Raw genomic sequence first — 16,675 nt, 5'->3', positions numbered from 1 at the left:
TTTAATTAATAGACTTTATTTATAGGAATGTTTACAAAGTGCTAAAAATCATCATTAAGCTTTAACATAGCCTATTTGAAAAATATCAAGTATTTCTTGTTTTATATAGCAGATAAATAAAATATGGTGCTCCTATTGCTGCAGTAAAAACACCTGCTGGTACTTCTAATGGAGAGAATAACGTTCTTCCTAGTAAATCAGCTACCATCACAAGAATTGCACCAATTAGTGCTGATACAGGTAACAATGAACCGAAAGATGACCCAACTAATCTTCTACCGATATGTGGTGCCATTAAACCGACAAAACCTATCACACCAGCAAAAGCAACAGCACTACCTGTTAATGCCGTACTTAGTAGTAAAAGCAGAAATCGATTTTTTTGAACGGCACTACCAACACCTGTTGCAAGCTCATCACCAAGCTCTTGAATATTCACATTACGAACCGACACAATACTTATAATAAACAAGATCACCACAACCGGTAGTAATATACGAACCTGTTCCCATGTAGCTCCGTACACTGTACCTGTTATCCACACATTTGCCTGTGCAGCCTGGTAAATGGGACCTTTCACCATAAATAAGGTTGTTAAAGACTGTGTTAACATCGCTAAGCCTATTCCTATTAACACTAATCTAATAGAAGAAGATCCATTATTTTTCCACGAAAGGAAATAAACAAGTAACCCGATAATTGTTGCTCCTATAAATGCTGCGACCGGCATCCACTTTATGCTTATGATTAGTGAATTATTTCTATCGCTAAAAAGCATGAGAAACATAACAACCGCAACAGATGCTCCGCCAGTGATACCAATAATATCAGGTGAAGCTAATGGATTTCGAATCAACCCCTGAAGTATTGCACCAGCTACAGCAATGCTAACACCTACTAATAAGGCGATAATGATCCTTGGTAAGCGGAAGGAAAAAATAAATAGATTTTCCATGTCTGTTCCATAACCAAAGAGCGTCTTAAATACGTTGAATGGACTTATAATCACTTCTCCGATCCCCGTACTAATAATAAATATCGCTAATACGATTGATAACAAAATAAATGAAATAATAAGTGCTCTTTTATCAATTAAAAAAGATAATTTGTCGTTTCCAATTCTCAATTTATAATATTTTTTCATTATTTTCCGAACCCCCTTCTAGCTATATAAACGAAAAAGGGTGTTCCTATAAATGCTGTCATAACCCCTACTGGCACTTCTTCTGGCATAACAACAAGCCTTGCTAAAATATCAGCAAATACAAGAAGTGAACCTCCTAAAACAATACAATATGGAAGAATCCATCGATAATCATTTCCGACTAAAAATCGAGCAAAATGAGGAATGACAATACCGATAAATGCAATAGGACCAGCAACAGCCACTGCCCCACCACCTAAAATAATCACGATAAAAGCACCTGTTAATTTTAAAACTCCAGTACGTTGCCCTAAACCCTTAGCTACATCTTCTCCCATTGTAAGGACATTTATTTTCTGAGAAAGAACCATACTTAAAATGATCGCAGGTAAAATATACGGTAAAACTGTATACAGACTTTCCATCTTTCTTCCTTGAATAGATCCTGCTAACCAAAATAAAACTTGATCTAAAGCAGCTTCATTCACAACAAGTAAGCCTTGTGTTAATGAAGAAAAAAGCGCTGCCATAGCGGCTCCTGCTAATGTAAGTTTCATTGGAGTTAGCCCTTCCCTACCAAAAGATCCAACAAAATAGACTAAAAATGCTGTAAAAGCGGCTCCTGCAAAAGCAAGCCATGTGTATGTTTGATATGAATTAACATAAAAAAGTGACACAGCTACAACCACGAAAAATCCGGCTCCTGCATTTATTCCAAATACACTTGGTGATGCGAGTGGATTTTTTGTTAATGCTTGCATGATCGCACCAGCAATGGCAAGACTCGCTCCTACTACAGCAGCGATCAGCGCCCTTGGTAACCTAACATTGTAAACAATAATATGTTCATTAGATCCATTAAAGTTAGCAAATGCATGATAAACAGTAGTCATATTTGTTTCTGCATAACCAAACACAAGACTTCCGCACATTAAAAGTAAAAGTAATATTACACCTGTAATTAGACCGAGTGTTCTACGATAAACTGTATGAAATAACATATAGGAACTCCTTATATTCACGGATCATCTTATTTTCTAAAGTTTATTCTATCAAAAAACAATGACTTTGAAAATCATTTTCAATTAAAGATTGACAACTCATTTGATAACAATTATCATTTACCTTGGAAATGAAAACGATTATCATACTATTTTGGGGGTAAGAACATGATGACTACATATAAAAAGTCATGGTTAACATTATTATTATTAAGTATTACCATGCTAATACTTGCAGCTTGTGGAAACACTGCTGACGAAGGTAAAGATGAAACAACTGAAGGAACTAGTGATGCTCCAGCTGAAGAAACATATACAATTGATCATGCTATGGGTTCTACAGAAATTACTGGAACTCCTGAAAAAGTTGTTATTTTAACAAATGAAGGAACAGAAGCCCTATTATCAATGGGGGTTACACCTGTTGGTGCTGTACAATCTTGGTCTGGAGACCCTTGGTATGAGCATATAAAAGATGACATGAAAGATGTTCAAGTTGTTGGGACAGAAAGTGATGTAAATATTGAGGCTATTGCTAAACTTCAACCAGATCTCATTATCGGTAACAAGTTAAGACAAGAAAAAGTCTATGAGCAACTAAATAAAATTGCACCTACTGTTTTCACAGAAACATTAAAAGGTGAATGGCAAGAGAATTTTAAAGTTTATGCAAAAGCATTAAATAAAGAAGACGAAGGAAATAAAGTGATTGAGGATTTTGAAAACCGTATTACTGAAATAAAAGAATCTGCTGGTGACAAAATTAACCAAGATGTTTCAGTTGTTCGTTTTATGGCAGGTAAAACTAGAATCTACTATAAAGATTCTTTCTCAGGAGTTATTCTTGAAAAATTAGGGTTCAGTCGTCCGAGCGTGTTAGAAGACGTTTTCTCTGATAATCCTGAAGATTTATTTGCTCGTGAAGTTGGTAAAGAAGTTATTCCAAAAATGGATGGAGACATCTTATTTTACTTCACTTATACAACTCCAGAAGATCAAGAAGCAAACAAAACAGAAGAAGAGTGGACAACCGATCCTCTTTGGAAAAACCTTGAAGTTGTAAAAGCAGAAAAAGCTTACAAAGTTGATGACTCTATTTGGAACACAGCTGGTGGTGTTCTTGCAGCTAATTTACTTTTAGATGATATTGAGCAAAAGATATCTGAATAACACTGGAAAGGCCGACTGATAATATTCAGTCGGTTTTTTTCTTGCCTTTTCACAACCATATTTCAAAAAAGCACCAATCTTCAATCTTCGCTATAAAACTTTTATATATTGTTATTTCTTATTCTTTAAGGGAAAAGTAAAGACATAAATAGAATTTTATATAGGAGATGAGTTCTTTTGCTACAGGCAGCACTTTGGGGAGCATTTGCAGGTTCCTCTATTTTAATAGGAGCTCTGTTAGGCATCTATACTAACTTACCAAAAAAAGTCACTGGACTTATTATGTCCTTTGGTACTGGCGTTCTACTCGGTGCCGCATCCTTTGAATTACTATCTGAGGCAGTAGCTCAAGGGGGACTTATGGCTACCTCAATAGGTTTCTTATCAGGATCATTAGTTTTCACTTTTTCGGAACTATTCATTTCTAATAAAGGTGGAAAAGATCGCAAAAGATCTAAAAAAAGTAATGAACATTCTTCAGGACTCTCTATTTTTATTGGCACAGTCCTTGATGCGATTCCAGAATCTATCATCATTGGTGTTAGTCTTCTTGGAAAAGGGTCTGTAAGCTATTTAATGGTTATTGCCGTATTCATTAGTAATTTTCCTGAAGGCTTATCAAGTACAGTTGGCTTAAAAAAAGATGGATATAGTAAAAAAGTAATTCTAGTGATGTGGTTAATTGTTGTTCTACTCGCTTCCTTAAGCTCCTTACTCGGCTTTACTTTTCTACAACATACATCTGTTTCTGTTATTTCCTTTATATCTGCCTTTGCAGCAGGAGGGATTATTGCAATGGTTGCTTCAACAATGATGCCAGAAGCATTTGAAGAAGGAGGAGCCATCGTTGGACTGATTGCTTCTTTAGGTTTATTAAGCTCTTTGTTTTTATCACACTTATAGGTAACATCAAGTACAAAAAGAGCCGACAAAAGGTAGATCCTTTAGTCGGCTTACATTTTTGCAAACTCCATTACACCCTCATCCGGTTAAAACGTCCTCCTGTGGATATCGTATCTTTTCTTTTGATGGCTTTGCTAGAGAAAACATCAATGTTAAAGGACCTAATTTTCCTACAAACATGATAAAAATGATCAATTGTTTTCCAATTGATGTTAAATCTCCCGTTATTCCGGTTGATAGTCCTACCGTACCGAAAGCGGAAACTACTTCAAACATAATGTCTAGAAATGATGCGTGTTTTTCTGTGATATTCAATAAGAGAATGGAGCAGATCACAAATACAATACTAACCATCGAGATCGCAAGTGCTTTAACAATCGTTGAGTAATGAATTGTTCGACGAGATACAACCACCTCACTTTTCCCTTTTAGAAATGTAAGTGTTGCTAGTCCAATAACAATTGCTGTGGTTAACTTAATTCCACCACCTGTTGAACCGCTACCAGCACCTATAAACATTAAAATAACCATAAAGAAGATACTCGTTTCATCTAGACCACCTATGTCAATTGTATTAAAACCGGCTGTTCTTGGTGAAACAGCTTGAAAATAAGATGCCCATAGCTTGTTACCCAGTGTTAGCTCTCCTAATGTTTTTGGGTTACTATATTCCACACAAAAGATGAAAAGCATCGCTACAACATTGATGATTAATGTCCCAACAATCATCATTTTCGTATGCAAAGATAATTTTTTAAAACTCTTTTTATGCCAGATATCAACAAGAACAGTAAAGCCTATTCCTCCAATGATAAATAATGAAGACATCACAATATTAATAATAGGATCTCCAACATATTGAATCAAATTATCTGGCCAAAGGGCGATACCTGCATTATTAAAAGCGGATATAGAATGAAAAAAACTATAAAATAACCCTTGTGACCATCCATATTCAGGTACCCAACGTATGGCAAGAAAAATCATTGCAATCATTTCAATCGTAATCGAAAAAATAAATAAGTACTTTACAAGCTTAATCACTCCACCTAGAGATGTTTGATTTAATGCGTGCTGAATTAATATTCTTTCTTTCAATCCTATTTTTTTGCCTAAAACCATAAAAATTAATACCGCAAATGACATAATTCCTAAGCCACCGACTTGAATTAATATCGCAATAATGAATTGTCCATAAACAGTAAATGTTGAACCAGGGTCTACTGTTGCTAAACCTGTGACAGTCATTGCTGAGGTCGCAATAAACAAAGCATCAACCCATTTAATTGAAACATTTGTAGCAAAGGGTAACTTTAGTAAAATCGTTCCAATAGTAATGGAAACAACGAACACCAAAACTAGTAACTGTGAAGGATTTAGCTTAATAAATCTTTTTGCTTTCATCCCTTACATTCCATTTTCTTCGAACCGGATAATATCTTTATTTTTTCCAATGATCAACAAAACATCTCCTATGCCTATCTTTTCATCTGCACCAGGAGAAACACTTATCTCTTCTCCTCTTTGTATTCCTACGATATTACAGCCATATCTTGACCTGATATCTAAATCAAATAATGATTTATTGTTTAATTTCTTCGTAGCTATAACCTCAACCATACTATATTCTTTTGATAACTCGATATAATCTATCATTTTCTCTGAAATAATATGATGGGCAATTCTTTTTGCCATATCTCTTTCAGGATGAATGACTCGGTTCACACCAATTTTCTCTAATACCTTTTGATGATAATCATTTTGTGCCTTTGCCCAAACTTGTGGTACTCCTAATTCTATTAATAATAAAGACGTCAAAATACTTGCTTCAATATTATCACCAAATGAAACAAACGCATGATCTACATTTCTAACTCCTAGTTGTTTTAAGATCGTTTCATCAAGAGCATTTGCTTTAACCGCATGTGTAGCATATGAGGCATATTGCTGGATTTTCTCTTCACTTATATCGATCGCCAATACCTCTATTCCTAGCTCATAAAACTCTTTTACTAAACTACCACCAAAACGACCTAATCCAAATACAGCAAATTGCTTTTTCACACAAATTTCCTTCTTTCTATTCATAAAATGAACGTTTTCCTCGTACGATCATCCTTTTTATTGATTTTGAAGCATAAAAAAAGACACAGAGGCCTAATGTACTCCTGTGACTATATTTATCACAAGTCCATTCCCTCTAACGCTTACGAAGTTAGCTGTCGGATTAGGGCAATTGAGAGTAGCCCTTCAAACACAAAGGTTTGATTCACCCCAGAATCTAAAAATTCAGATTCAATAATGGGTCCCCCGCTCCTATTTATAGGATTAAGCGATTTTGAACAATCTATTCTATTTTTAGAAATAATGATGATTATGAATGTATCTTACTCCTCTATGATTTATGTAGTAAAGGACTAAATTTCCTTTTAAAGTTCTAAAAATGACCAATTTCATTCAATTATACGCTTACATAATGTGTTTTCTCAACTAATCTATATATTTCGTTACTCAAGTTTGTATTAATTCAACGTTGTTTATTATTTTGCAATTCTGTCATGAGAAGTCATGATGGTTTATCTTCGATTTCCTGAGAATGTCATCGATTATCGGAATTTATCTTCGATTATAAGAATTTATCTTCGATTTTTCTAATTTATCTTCGATTAGACAAAAAATCAAAAATTCGACACCACATTAAAAACTTTTAGAATACCGCCTCACTAAAAAATGTTAGCCCGTTATCAGGGCTAACATTCATCGTCTATCATTTAGATTCTGCGAGGTTTGTGTGTTTCTTTTCAGTTTCAGAAACAATTAATGCACATGCAGCATCACCAGTAATATTCACTGCTGTACGTGCCATATCTAGTAAGCGATCAATACCAATAATTAAGCCAATACCTGCTACAGGTAAACCTACTGAGCTTAGAACCATTGCTAATAAAATTAGCCCTACACCAGGAACACCAGCAGTACCGATACTAGCTAACACAGCAGTTAAAACAACTGTAACTAGCTCCATTGTCGTAAGTGCTTCGCCATATACCTGAGCGATAAACACAGTTGCAACACCTTGCATAATGGCTGTTCCATCCATATTGATTGTTGCGCCTAGAGGTTGAACAAAACTACTTATGGGTTCTGGAACCTTTAATTCTTTTTGAGCAGTTTCCATTGAAATAGGTAGTGTTGCATTACTACTTGACGTACTAAAAGCAACAGTCATAGCTGGTGCAAACTTTTTGAAAAAAGTTAATGGATTATACTTAGCAAGGAAATATACAGCCGAACCGTAGGTAACAATTGCGTGAATAACTAAAGCCAATATAACAACGAACATATATAAGCCCATCGCTTTAATAGCTGAGTACCCTTGACTACCAACAGCTGTTGCAATTAAACCAAATGTACCATATGGGGCAAATTTCATAATCAAGTTCACTAAATACATCATTAAGTTGTTTCCTTGTTCAACAAACTTAAGTAATGCGCTAGCTTTTTCACCTAACATTGTAATTCCCAGACCAACGAAAATAGAAAAGGCGATAATTTGCAACATATTTCCTTCTGCAAAAGCTTGAATTGGATTTGCAGGAATGATATTCAGTAATGTCTCAACCGTAGATGGAGCTTCTTGTGCTTCAAATTCAACACCTTCTGTATTAAAGCTTCCTATGTTTCCTGGTTGAATGATGCTTGAAAGTGATAGACCAATGATAATAGCAATTGCTGTGGTTATTAGAAAGAAACTAATAGTTTTTAAGCCCATTCTTCCAAGCTTTTTAGGATCTCCTAATCCTGCTACACCAAGAGTAATAGAGAAAAATACAATTGGAACAACAAGCATTTTAATCAAATTCAAAAAGATTTGACCAAGTGGAGTAAATAAAAATGTATTTAATGTAGTAAATAAATCAGGAGATACAATATTCAGAACTAACCCAACGATTGCACCTAATACTAACCCGATTATTATTTTTGTTGCTAACCTCAAGAAAACCACCTCTTTTTTAATTTTCTATTCTTTTCCTTTTTTTATTCATTTAGAAACCTTTTCCATTAAATTATTTAGGCTGCTTTTGTAAATTTTGTTGCTTTTTAATACTTGATGGAAACAGCACTATATAAAGTCTAGTGGCATCTTTTCTTCTGGAACAATACCTTTATACGATAATAAACACTGTTTCTAACAGAGAATTAGTTCAAGTAGCAACAATCTTTCAGAAAAGAGTCCTTATTTATTTGTTAGCTTAATAAATTCTTCCACATCACTTGTAGCCATGTTAACAGCTTTTTCCCAGAATTCTTTTTTCGTTAAATCAACTGATAAATGTTTCATTGCTAAATCTTCAACAGTCATTGAACCTGTATCCTTTAATAAGTCAATGTACTTCTGTTCGAATTCTTTGCCTTCCTCAAGAGCATTTGCATAAATTCCAAGTGAAAATAAATAGCCAAATGTATAAGGGAAATTATAAAAAGGTACATCTGTTATAAAGAAATGAAGCTTTGATGCCCAAAAAAGTGGATGATAATCTTCTAATGAATCAGAATATCCCTCTTTTTGTGCATTGAGCATAAGTGTTGATAATTTCTCACTTGATACATATCCATGTTTTCTTTCTTCATAAAAAGCTGTTTCAAAAAGGAAGCGTGAATGAATATTCATGAGCATGGCTACACTTCTTTGTAATTTATCGTCTAGTAATGCTAGTCTCTCATCATGATTAGTGGCTTGCTTTAATGCAGCATCTGCTACAATCATTTCAGCAAAAGTGGATGCCGTTTCAGCAACATTCATTGCATAATCACTATTTAAAGGATGTACATCCTTCATTGCGTATGAATGGAAGGCATGACCTAATTCATGTGCAAGAGTTGATAAATTTGAAGGTGTACCGGAATATGTCATAAAAATTCTCGATTCATTTGTTTCAGGTAATCCTGTACAAAATCCACCCGGTGCCTTATTCGGTCGATCTTCTGCTTCAATCCACTGCTTTTCAAAGGCCTCTTTTGTAAACGCAGTCAATTGAGGACCAAACTGGCTAAACTGTTTTAAAATAAATTCCGCACCTTCTTGATAGGTCATCACAGAATCTGCTTTTGCAAGGGGTGCTTCTAAATCGTACCAACTCAGTTTCTCTAGTCCTAAGAGCTTTGCTTTTCGATTCAAATAATCAACAAGGGGTTGTTTGTTTTCTGCTATCACCTGCCACATTGTGTCAAGTGTTTCCTTGTTCATTCGATTAATAGCAAGTGGTTCCTTTAAGGTATTGTTCCATCCTCGTTCTTTATAAACAGACAATCGAAAACCTGATAATCTATTTAATGTTTCTGCAAACACATCACTTTGATTTCCCCATGCTATTTCCCACTTGTCATACATTTCTTTTCGCAATTCACGATTTGAATCAGAAAATTTGTTAGATGCTTGACCAACTGATAAGACTTTCTCAACACCGTTATCGTTATAAGGAATTTGCACGTTTGAAACAAGGAGATCATAAAGCTGCTCCCAACCAATATAACCATCTACAGATAATTCTTGAATTAACTGCTCTTTTTCTACAGATAATTTTTCTTTAGACTGGTTTCGCATTTCATTCACTATGTATGTAAGTTCTTTTATTTCAGATTTCTTTAACACTTGCTTCCAAGTATCTTCATCAATATCACCTAGTAGCTGATCAATTTTTACAACTACTTTTGAAAATTCAGTATTCAAAGATGTAACCCTTGATCTTAGTAAGTTCGCCTCTTTATCAGCTGTATTTTGTGCTTGTAAACATCCTACAAAGGAATTTGCTTGCTCTAATTTAATGATAATGGTAGACATACTATTGATAATTTCTATTAGTAATGATACATCTTCCACCTTAAATGAAAGTGGCCATTTGAGCGTCATTTGATTTAGTTGCTCGACCTTTAATTGTGTGTCATGCAAGTAACTGATGAAATCATTTGACTGGCTTCCCCCTTTAAAGAGAGATTCTAAATCCCATGTTGTGTTGAAAGTAGGTAAATTCATCATTTTTCGTTCCTTTCCTTCATTTAATTTATTGAACTAAAATATTAAGGCTCTTTTCTGAAAGATTGTTGCTTATTACCTTAATTTTGTAGTTTAAATATTGTTCTTATTGCATAATAAATACTATTACATTAACAAAAGATGCCACCATGCTTGATAAAGTGCTGTTTACTTGGAGTTGTTAACAGCAACAAAGTATAAGAAAACAGCCAATATTAAGGCTCTCAATCATGTTAAAGATAATGAACTTTTTTTAATCAATTTAGCATAAATAGACATAATAAATATTTTTAACATATACTTTTTTCCATAAAAAAAGAGACATTGGCGATTTGCCTGCCCTGCCTCATTATATTGTTTCATTCTATTTCTTAGAAGCTGGGGTATCATCATGATCATCATCGATAAGACCCTTTGTAGCATGTTTAAATTCTCTCAGTGTATTACCTGCTGCCTTACCTAATGCAGGCAATTTACTTGGTCCAAATAATAACAAAGCAACAAACAAAATAAGCAGAATTTCACTGAATCCTAGGTTCATATTTAACACTTCTTCCTTATCGAAATAGAATACTAGAAGCCTTAATAAATTATATATGAATAGTTTATTAAAAGCAAAAAAAGGAATTTAAACTTAAACTTTTCTAACTTGAATGTAAAAAAAGATAGAAACAACAAATGACATCAGTAATGAAATGGGTACAATATAGCCTAAATGACTTTTTCCCACATCAGCAGCTTCATTCTCTATTTTTGGTGAAACCATTTCATTTTTCAATTGCTTTTCTTTTTCTTTGTTTTTCACTTCTTCTAATAGATAACTTGTTATAATACGGTTATCTTCACCTTTTACAACAAGTTCACCTGTTGGTAGAATTTCTTTCGTTACTGTTTCACCTATATGTTTCACATAAGAAAGTTCCTCCGTAGTGACAAAAACTTTATCATCTTCAGTTGTAAACTTCTCATTGCTAGGTAAAGTCTCATTTTCAAAGTTATTGAATCCATAATCGAATAATGTTGTAGCATCTTTATATGCTTGACTACTAGTATCTGTATTTAATGTTACTGCTACTAAACTTAATTTTTCTCGATTTGCGGCAGTGACAAGAGTAAATCCTGATTCATCAACAAACCCATTTTTCCCACCAGAAATTCCCTCATATGATTGATCTCTTACCATAACATGATGATTAATAATTGTTGTATCCCAACCTTCACCCGTCCATTTTAGTTCAATTGTATTAAAAATCTCTCTAAAAACTTCATTTTGCATGGCATAGCTTGTTATTTGCGCCATGTCTTCTGCAGTTGTTAGATGATTGGGGTGATATAAGCCATGTGGATTCATAAAATTTGTGTTCTTTACTCCAATTTCTTCTTTTAAGTAAGAATTTAACTCCTTTGCAAAACTAGAAACTGAGCCACTAAGATGCTCTGCAATAGCAACACCCGCATCATTCCCTGAATTAAGTAAAAGCCCTTGGATTAATTTTTTCAAAGGTACTTCTTCACCGATTTCTAAATAAACACGTGTTCCATCTACATTTCTTGCATTTTCGCTAACTGTTACACTATCATCTAAACGACCTTTTTCAATTGCATAAATGGCGGTGGCTATTTTCGTTATACTTGCAGGTGGTAGTTTTTCTTGACTATTTTTCTCATATAGAATTTGCCCTGATTGTGAATCTAGTAAAATAGCCGCGTGACTATCAACACTCAGTTCTAAGCTTTCGTTCGTAGCTTGACTAGTATTTGGAAATAATGCTAAACATAAGATGATACAACATACATTTCTAACTATATTTTTCTTCATCAGATTACACCTCTAAAATGGTTCTTTTTCACTCATCTTGATTAGCATATCAAGGCTATTAGCTAAAAACAATACTATGTTTTTTCACAATAGGCGTAAATAACTATATTTACGTCAAAATACTATTTATACTTGCTACATAAAGAAAAGGACATTTATACTACTTATCTATTAATCTTCATTCGATATCAATAATTAACTGCATTATCTGCTTAATAATAAGTCACTTTTTTTAGGTACAGGCATTCCCTTTCAGTGGAAAAAATAGGACCCTTTAGGGAGAAAAGAAAGAAACAGCCTAACTATTCCGTGAGTCTCCTAAGCTGCGCGCTTGTGGGGCTCCCGGTGACACACTTTTCTAAAGCAGGGTCTCATAATCTTCACTACAATCAACAATAAGCTTTAACATAATAAATATATACATTTGTTTGATTTTATGAGAAATGATAGTAGCAATGTTGTTCATTAATGAGAGCTCTTTTCTGAAAGATTGTTGCTAATTGCCCTAATATTGCCGTTCAAGCATTGTTCTTATTGCATAATAAGTACTATTCTAATAAGAAAAGATGCCACCCTGCTGGGTAAAGCGTTGTTTACTTGAAGTTGTTAAAAGCAACAAGGCTTGTAAAAACAGCCATAGTGAGACATAACAGGAGGTATAGATAAATGAATAAAAACTGGGTGCTTATTTATATTGCGGCCATTTTTGAAGTATGCTGGGTTTCTGGATTAAAATACTCGACTACTTTTACTGCTTGGATTGCAACAATTCTAGCGATTATGATCAGCTTTTATCTTTTAATAAAAGCAACAAGTTTATTACCAATAACAACTGCATATGCCGTATTCACAGGCTTAGGTGCAGCTGGAACAGTCATAGCAGAAATTCTATTTTTTGGTACCGAATTAAACGTGATAAAAATTGGTTTGTGCGCTATTCTCATATCTGGAGTAATTGGATTAAAAATGGTGACAAGTGATCACAAGGAGGAAGGAATTTAACATGGATTGGCTTTCTCTCATATTAGCAGGATTCTGTGAGGTTGCAGGTGTTGCAGCCATATCTAAATTTAATAAAAGAAAGAGCTTAATGAATGGTTTTATGATGATTGTTGGATTTTTATTAAGCTTTTCATTTCTATCTTTTGCAATGGAAACCATCTCTATGGGAACAGCTTATGCTGTATGGACAGGTATTGGTACAGTAGGCAGTGCGCTAATTGGGATTTTCTTTTTAGGAGAATCAACAGATTGGAAACGTTTATTGTTCATCTCAATGATCATTTGCTCAACAATTGGCCTGAAATTTATCCCACATTAAAGTTTCTAATTTATAAAACGAAAGATATTAAAATTAGTTCTTTCGTATATTTTTTTTAACTATTGATTGGTAATTTAAGCTTTCAAGGTCTTTTTTCCTGTTTTATTTTTTTTATAGCAAAAGATCGAGTTACTATCACTAATGAAAAGTGCTAAAGCTAATGTTGATTATTAGCACTTTGTTTATAGGTTGTTTTTGCTCTTTAAAACTCGCTCCTATATCAACCTTAATCAGTTTAATAAAAAAACGACAATTCTTTTTAAAATATCCTCCTAATAAAGTGTTGGGACATAAGTATTTAAGTTAATGATAAACCCGAATTATTAGTTGATATGTCCATTAAACATTCTCCTAATAGTTCGGGTTTTATTTGCCGTGTTCAATAGTGATTTTGCATGCTATTTTTAAGAACTAGTGGAAAGCGAGTGTCTGCAGCGCAATGGAACGAGCTTGTTTCTTTCAGCTTAACTGAATTTAGAAATATGTCTTTTTCTATGACTTCTTTAATTATGTCCCACCCTCTTTAAGATTTGATTATAATCTTGGTTTAGTCGGATCACAATTTGGCAACTTTTTATTGGCTGCCTCAGCAACCTTCATTAAGTAGTAGCATTCTTCTCTCATCATATGGTCTGCCATTAAAGCAGAAAACGTGCTAAGCATTTTATTTGAAAGCTCCATTTCTTCGACCTCAGCTAAAAAACCTCTAAACAATTCAATCTCAAGCTCAACATCATGATTCATTTTTGTAAGTGCTGGAAATGAATCAACATTTGCTCTTAAGTATCCTGACATCTCAACTGCCTTCAAATAAAAATCCTCAAAATCTTTCGTAAAAACATCACTTTTTTGTTTTAATTGTTTTTCAGCACGATCAAGTGTATCTGATATAGCTCCTGCATGACCTGCAGCATCTAGTAACCACAGAAGGTGATGATGTAATTCATGAAAAATTGGTGGCTGTTCTTTCTTTTTCAAATAGCTAAGTACTAATAAATACTCTTCCAGTTCATTGACCATATGATTTAGAAATGATGGAGAAAGGTGTATTGTTATTTTACCTATTAAGTGCCGTTCAATAAGAGAAAGCTTAAATTGACGAAACTCTGTTGTGTATTGCTCAGCTTCTAAAGTTAAAGTGTGTAAGTTATCTTGTTCTCTAGATTTTTTCAATAATGTATCAAACACTTGCTTAAACCTCATCGCTTCCTCTATCGCGTCTTTTTCTTCCACTGCTAATGAATCTAAAATAAAACGCGCATGATCTCCAAGAATTTGGAGCCAAAATTGATGTTCAAATGCTGCTGCCTCTTCAAATGTTTTCATCATTACCTCCCAGAGCTTTATTCTCTAAACAATATGCAAGCACAGGCTGTCTTAGAGTAAAAAAATAAGAGACGATCGTCATAAATATAAATTGCTTGAATATAAATATCCATGTTCGACGATAAAAATAATGAGGAGGGTTTCTTCATGTTTTTTCACATCAAGGAACTTCAATACAACGCGAAACCCGATCGTCCAGATCCCGTATATGCAAAAAAGCTTCAAGAAATTTTAGGCGGACAATTTGGCGAAATCTCAGTTGCCATGCAATACTTATTTCAAGGTTGGGGAACAAGATGTCCTGGAAAATATAAAGATATGATTTTAGATATTGGTACAGAAGAGCTTGCACATATTGAAATGTTAGCAACAATGATTGGTCGATTATTAGATAATGCACCACTAAAAGAACAAGAAGAAGCAGCTAAGAATCCTGTTATTGAAGCTGTTCTTGGTGGAATGAATCCTCAACATGCGATTGTTTCCGGACTTGGTGCCCTACCAGTTAATAGTGTTGGTGTTCCTTGGATGGGAAATTATATTATTGCGAGTGGGAACTTGCTAGCAGACTTCAGAGCGAATTTAAATGCTGAATCACAAGGCCGTCTCCAAGCTGTTCGCTTGTACGAAGCTACAGATGACCGTGGTGTAAAAGACATGCTTTCTTTTTTAATAGCGAGAGATCGGATGCATCAAAATCAATGGTTAGCAGCGATTGCAGAGCTAGAAGCGAAAGAAGGTAAAACGGTACCAAGTACATTCCCAATGAATTTAGAAGCACAACAATTTTCTTATAAATTTATGAATCTCTCTAGAGGAGAAGAAAGTGCTCAAGGTAGATGGGCAAGTGGTCCTAGTATGGACGGCAAAGGTGTTTTTGAATATGTTCAATATCCTCAACCACATGCGCCAAAACCAGTTCCACGTCCAGCGCCACCAGTGTATCATGATACCCCACCTTCTGATTGTTAAGATAAGCGTATGGAGCATAGTCTTATGTGACAAGCATAAGGCTACTAGAATTAGAAGATGTTCTTTTTAAATCTTCATCTTCTATTAAGATAGCTTTTTTCCTTCTCAAGCCGATGATACCTGAGCTAGAAACTAAAATTTCTTTATCTGTTGCTATAAAAAGACTAGTTTTGCTAGTCTTTTTTCAGTTTGATCCTCGAGAAAAAAATGAAAGCGTTATCACTCTAGGGGTTTCCGTCTATAAGAAAGTGGAGTATAAATTTATCTTCGATTTTTAAAAATTATCTTCGATTTCTTGGTTTTATCTTCGATTCTCTAAATTTATCTTCGATTTTTCGAATTTATCTTCGATTAGACAATTTCCGACAAAATCCACCTCTAGCCTCGATCAGTGACAAGCATAAGGCAAATAGCAGAACAATTTGACTTATAACTATAGCCCTTGGACTTGACACAAATCCTATGTACACATTCTCGACACCTTTGCATTGAGAAGGAATCTAGCTATTCATCGTTTTTCACTTAATGTTCTAACGTTTTCTCCCAATAAATCATGGAATCATCTTCACCTGTCTTATTCATCGAAAGCTTTTTTAATACTTTTATTGATGCTTCATTACTCTTTAAGCATTCAGCTACTATTTTAGTAACTAGTCCAGAATGAAATGCCCAATGAATAAGAGCTTCCACTGCTTCTGTTGCGTATCCATGATTTTGTGCTTCTTTATGGATGCCATAGCCAATTTCCACCACACCATGTTGAGGTTTTCCTTTGAAGCCAATATCACCTATTAAAGAATTATCTTGCTGACTAATGACAAACCAAACTCCCCATCCTTCCATCGTTGGGTCATTTGAAAGAGCATCTAAATAATGTGAGATATGTCCACTTATTTCTTCATCGTTCTCTAATAATTCTTCATTACAAGGTATTACTTTTAATCTTGTTGTCAGTATTTCCATTACCTCACCTCTTTTTATTAAG

15 protein-coding genes and 1 riboswitch are annotated in these 16,675 nt (G+C 34.3%); of the genes, 5 read left to right on the top strand and 10 right to left on the bottom strand.

The features are described from left to right. Window positions 1–85: 85 nt before the first annotated feature. Window positions 86–1,144 carry a FecCD family ABC transporter permease gene (locus LC076_RS12200; protein ID WP_226669381.1) on the bottom strand — a complete coding sequence of 353 codons (1,059 nt, stop codon included), beginning with the start codon at window positions 1,142–1,144 and terminating at the stop codon, window positions 86–88. Next, on the bottom strand, window positions 1,144–2,145 hold the full coding sequence (locus LC076_RS12195) for a FecCD family ABC transporter permease (protein ID WP_226669380.1): 1,002 nt from the start codon (window positions 2,143–2,145) through the stop codon (window positions 1,144–1,146). The genes LC076_RS12200 and LC076_RS12195 overlap by 1 nt, the downstream gene beginning before the upstream one ends. A 171-nt stretch (window positions 2,146–2,316) precedes the next feature. Between LC076_RS12195 and LC076_RS12190 the strand changes: the two genes are divergently transcribed. After that, window positions 2,317–3,315: an ABC transporter substrate-binding protein gene (locus LC076_RS12190; protein ID WP_226669583.1), complete on the top strand. Its 999-nt coding sequence runs from the start codon at window positions 2,317–2,319 to the stop codon at window positions 3,313–3,315. 177 nt (window positions 3,316–3,492) lie between these two features. Beyond that, window positions 3,493–4,218: a ZIP family metal transporter gene (locus LC076_RS12185; protein ID WP_226669379.1), complete on the top strand. Its 726-nt coding sequence runs from the start codon at window positions 3,493–3,495 to the stop codon at window positions 4,216–4,218. Window positions 4,219–4,296: 78 nt separating this feature from the next. Here the strand turns inward: LC076_RS12185 and LC076_RS12180 are convergent, their stop codons facing one another. The 6 genes from LC076_RS12180 to LC076_RS12155 all read right to left on the bottom strand — a co-directional run bounded on the left by LC076_RS12180 (window position 4,297) and on the right by LC076_RS12155 (window position 12,071). Then, window positions 4,297–5,622 carry a TrkH family potassium uptake protein gene (locus LC076_RS12180; RefSeq protein ID WP_226669378.1) on the bottom strand — a complete coding sequence of 442 codons (1,326 nt, stop codon included), beginning with the start codon at window positions 5,620–5,622 and terminating at the stop codon, window positions 4,297–4,299. A gap of 3 nt (window positions 5,623–5,625) precedes the next feature. Continuing rightward, window positions 5,626–6,282: a potassium channel family protein gene (locus LC076_RS12175; RefSeq protein WP_226669377.1), complete on the bottom strand. Its 657-nt coding sequence runs from the start codon at window positions 6,280–6,282 to the stop codon at window positions 5,626–5,628. A gap of 125 nt (window positions 6,283–6,407) precedes the next feature. Beyond that, window positions 6,408–6,563: riboswitch (cyclic di-AMP (ydaO/yuaA leader) on the bottom strand. 422 nt (window positions 6,564–6,985) lie between these two features. Next, window positions 6,986–8,215 (bottom strand): dicarboxylate/amino acid:cation symporter, encoded by a 1,230-nt coding sequence (locus LC076_RS12170; RefSeq protein WP_226669376.1) that lies wholly within the window; start codon window positions 8,213–8,215, stop codon window positions 6,986–6,988. A 240-nt stretch (window positions 8,216–8,455) separates the two neighbouring features. After that, window positions 8,456–10,252, bottom strand: a complete 1,797-nt coding sequence (locus tag LC076_RS12165; protein ID WP_226669375.1) for a M3 family oligoendopeptidase — start codon at window positions 10,250–10,252, stop codon at window positions 8,456–8,458. Window positions 10,253–10,616: 364 nt separating this feature from the next. Continuing rightward, complete coding sequence (gene tatA / locus LC076_RS12160; RefSeq protein ID WP_226669374.1) at window positions 10,617–10,793, bottom strand: twin-arginine translocase TatA/TatE family subunit; 177 nt, start codon at window positions 10,791–10,793, stop codon at window positions 10,617–10,619. Window positions 10,794–10,886: 93 nt separating this feature from the next. Further along, on the bottom strand, window positions 10,887–12,071 hold the full coding sequence (locus LC076_RS12155) for a D-alanyl-D-alanine carboxypeptidase family protein (protein WP_226669373.1): 1,185 nt from the start codon (window positions 12,069–12,071) through the stop codon (window positions 10,887–10,889). Window positions 12,072–12,737: 666 nt separating this feature from the next. On the opposite strand from LC076_RS12155, the gene LC076_RS12150 reads away from it, so the two are divergent. After that, window positions 12,738–13,073, top strand: coding sequence for a DMT family transporter (locus LC076_RS12150; RefSeq protein WP_226669372.1), 336 nt, complete (start codon window positions 12,738–12,740; stop codon window positions 13,071–13,073). Between the two features lies 1 nt (window position 13,074). Then, a complete protein-coding gene (locus tag LC076_RS12145; RefSeq protein WP_226669371.1) occupies window positions 13,075–13,392 on the top strand; it encodes a DMT family transporter in 318 nt (105 codons plus the stop codon). 534 nt (window positions 13,393–13,926) lie between these two features. On the opposite strand, the gene LC076_RS12140 is transcribed toward LC076_RS12145, so the two are convergent. Continuing rightward, the gene (locus LC076_RS12140) at window positions 13,927–14,718 is read right to left on the bottom strand and encodes a DUF2935 domain-containing protein (protein WP_226669370.1); all 792 of its coding nucleotides are present in this window, start codon (window positions 14,716–14,718) and stop codon (window positions 13,927–13,929) included. Between the two features lie 147 nt (window positions 14,719–14,865). Here LC076_RS12140 and LC076_RS12135 point away from each other — a divergent pair, with 147 nt between their 5' ends. After that, window positions 14,866–15,690: a manganese catalase family protein gene (locus LC076_RS12135; RefSeq protein WP_226669369.1), complete on the top strand. Its 825-nt coding sequence runs from the start codon at window positions 14,866–14,868 to the stop codon at window positions 15,688–15,690. A 522-nt stretch (window positions 15,691–16,212) separates the two neighbouring features. On the opposite strand, the gene LC076_RS12130 is transcribed toward LC076_RS12135, so the two are convergent. Further along, a complete protein-coding gene (locus LC076_RS12130) occupies window positions 16,213–16,653 on the bottom strand; it encodes a GNAT family N-acetyltransferase (RefSeq protein WP_226669368.1) in 441 nt (146 codons plus the stop codon). Window positions 16,654–16,675: the final 22 nt, after the last annotated feature.

This window comes from Metabacillus litoralis (assembly GCF_020524045.1).
In the GTDB taxonomy this organism is placed as follows: domain Bacteria; phylum Bacillota; class Bacilli; order Bacillales; family Bacillaceae; genus Metabacillus; species Metabacillus litoralis_C.
This window is presented reverse-complemented; position numbering and strand designations above follow the sequence as displayed.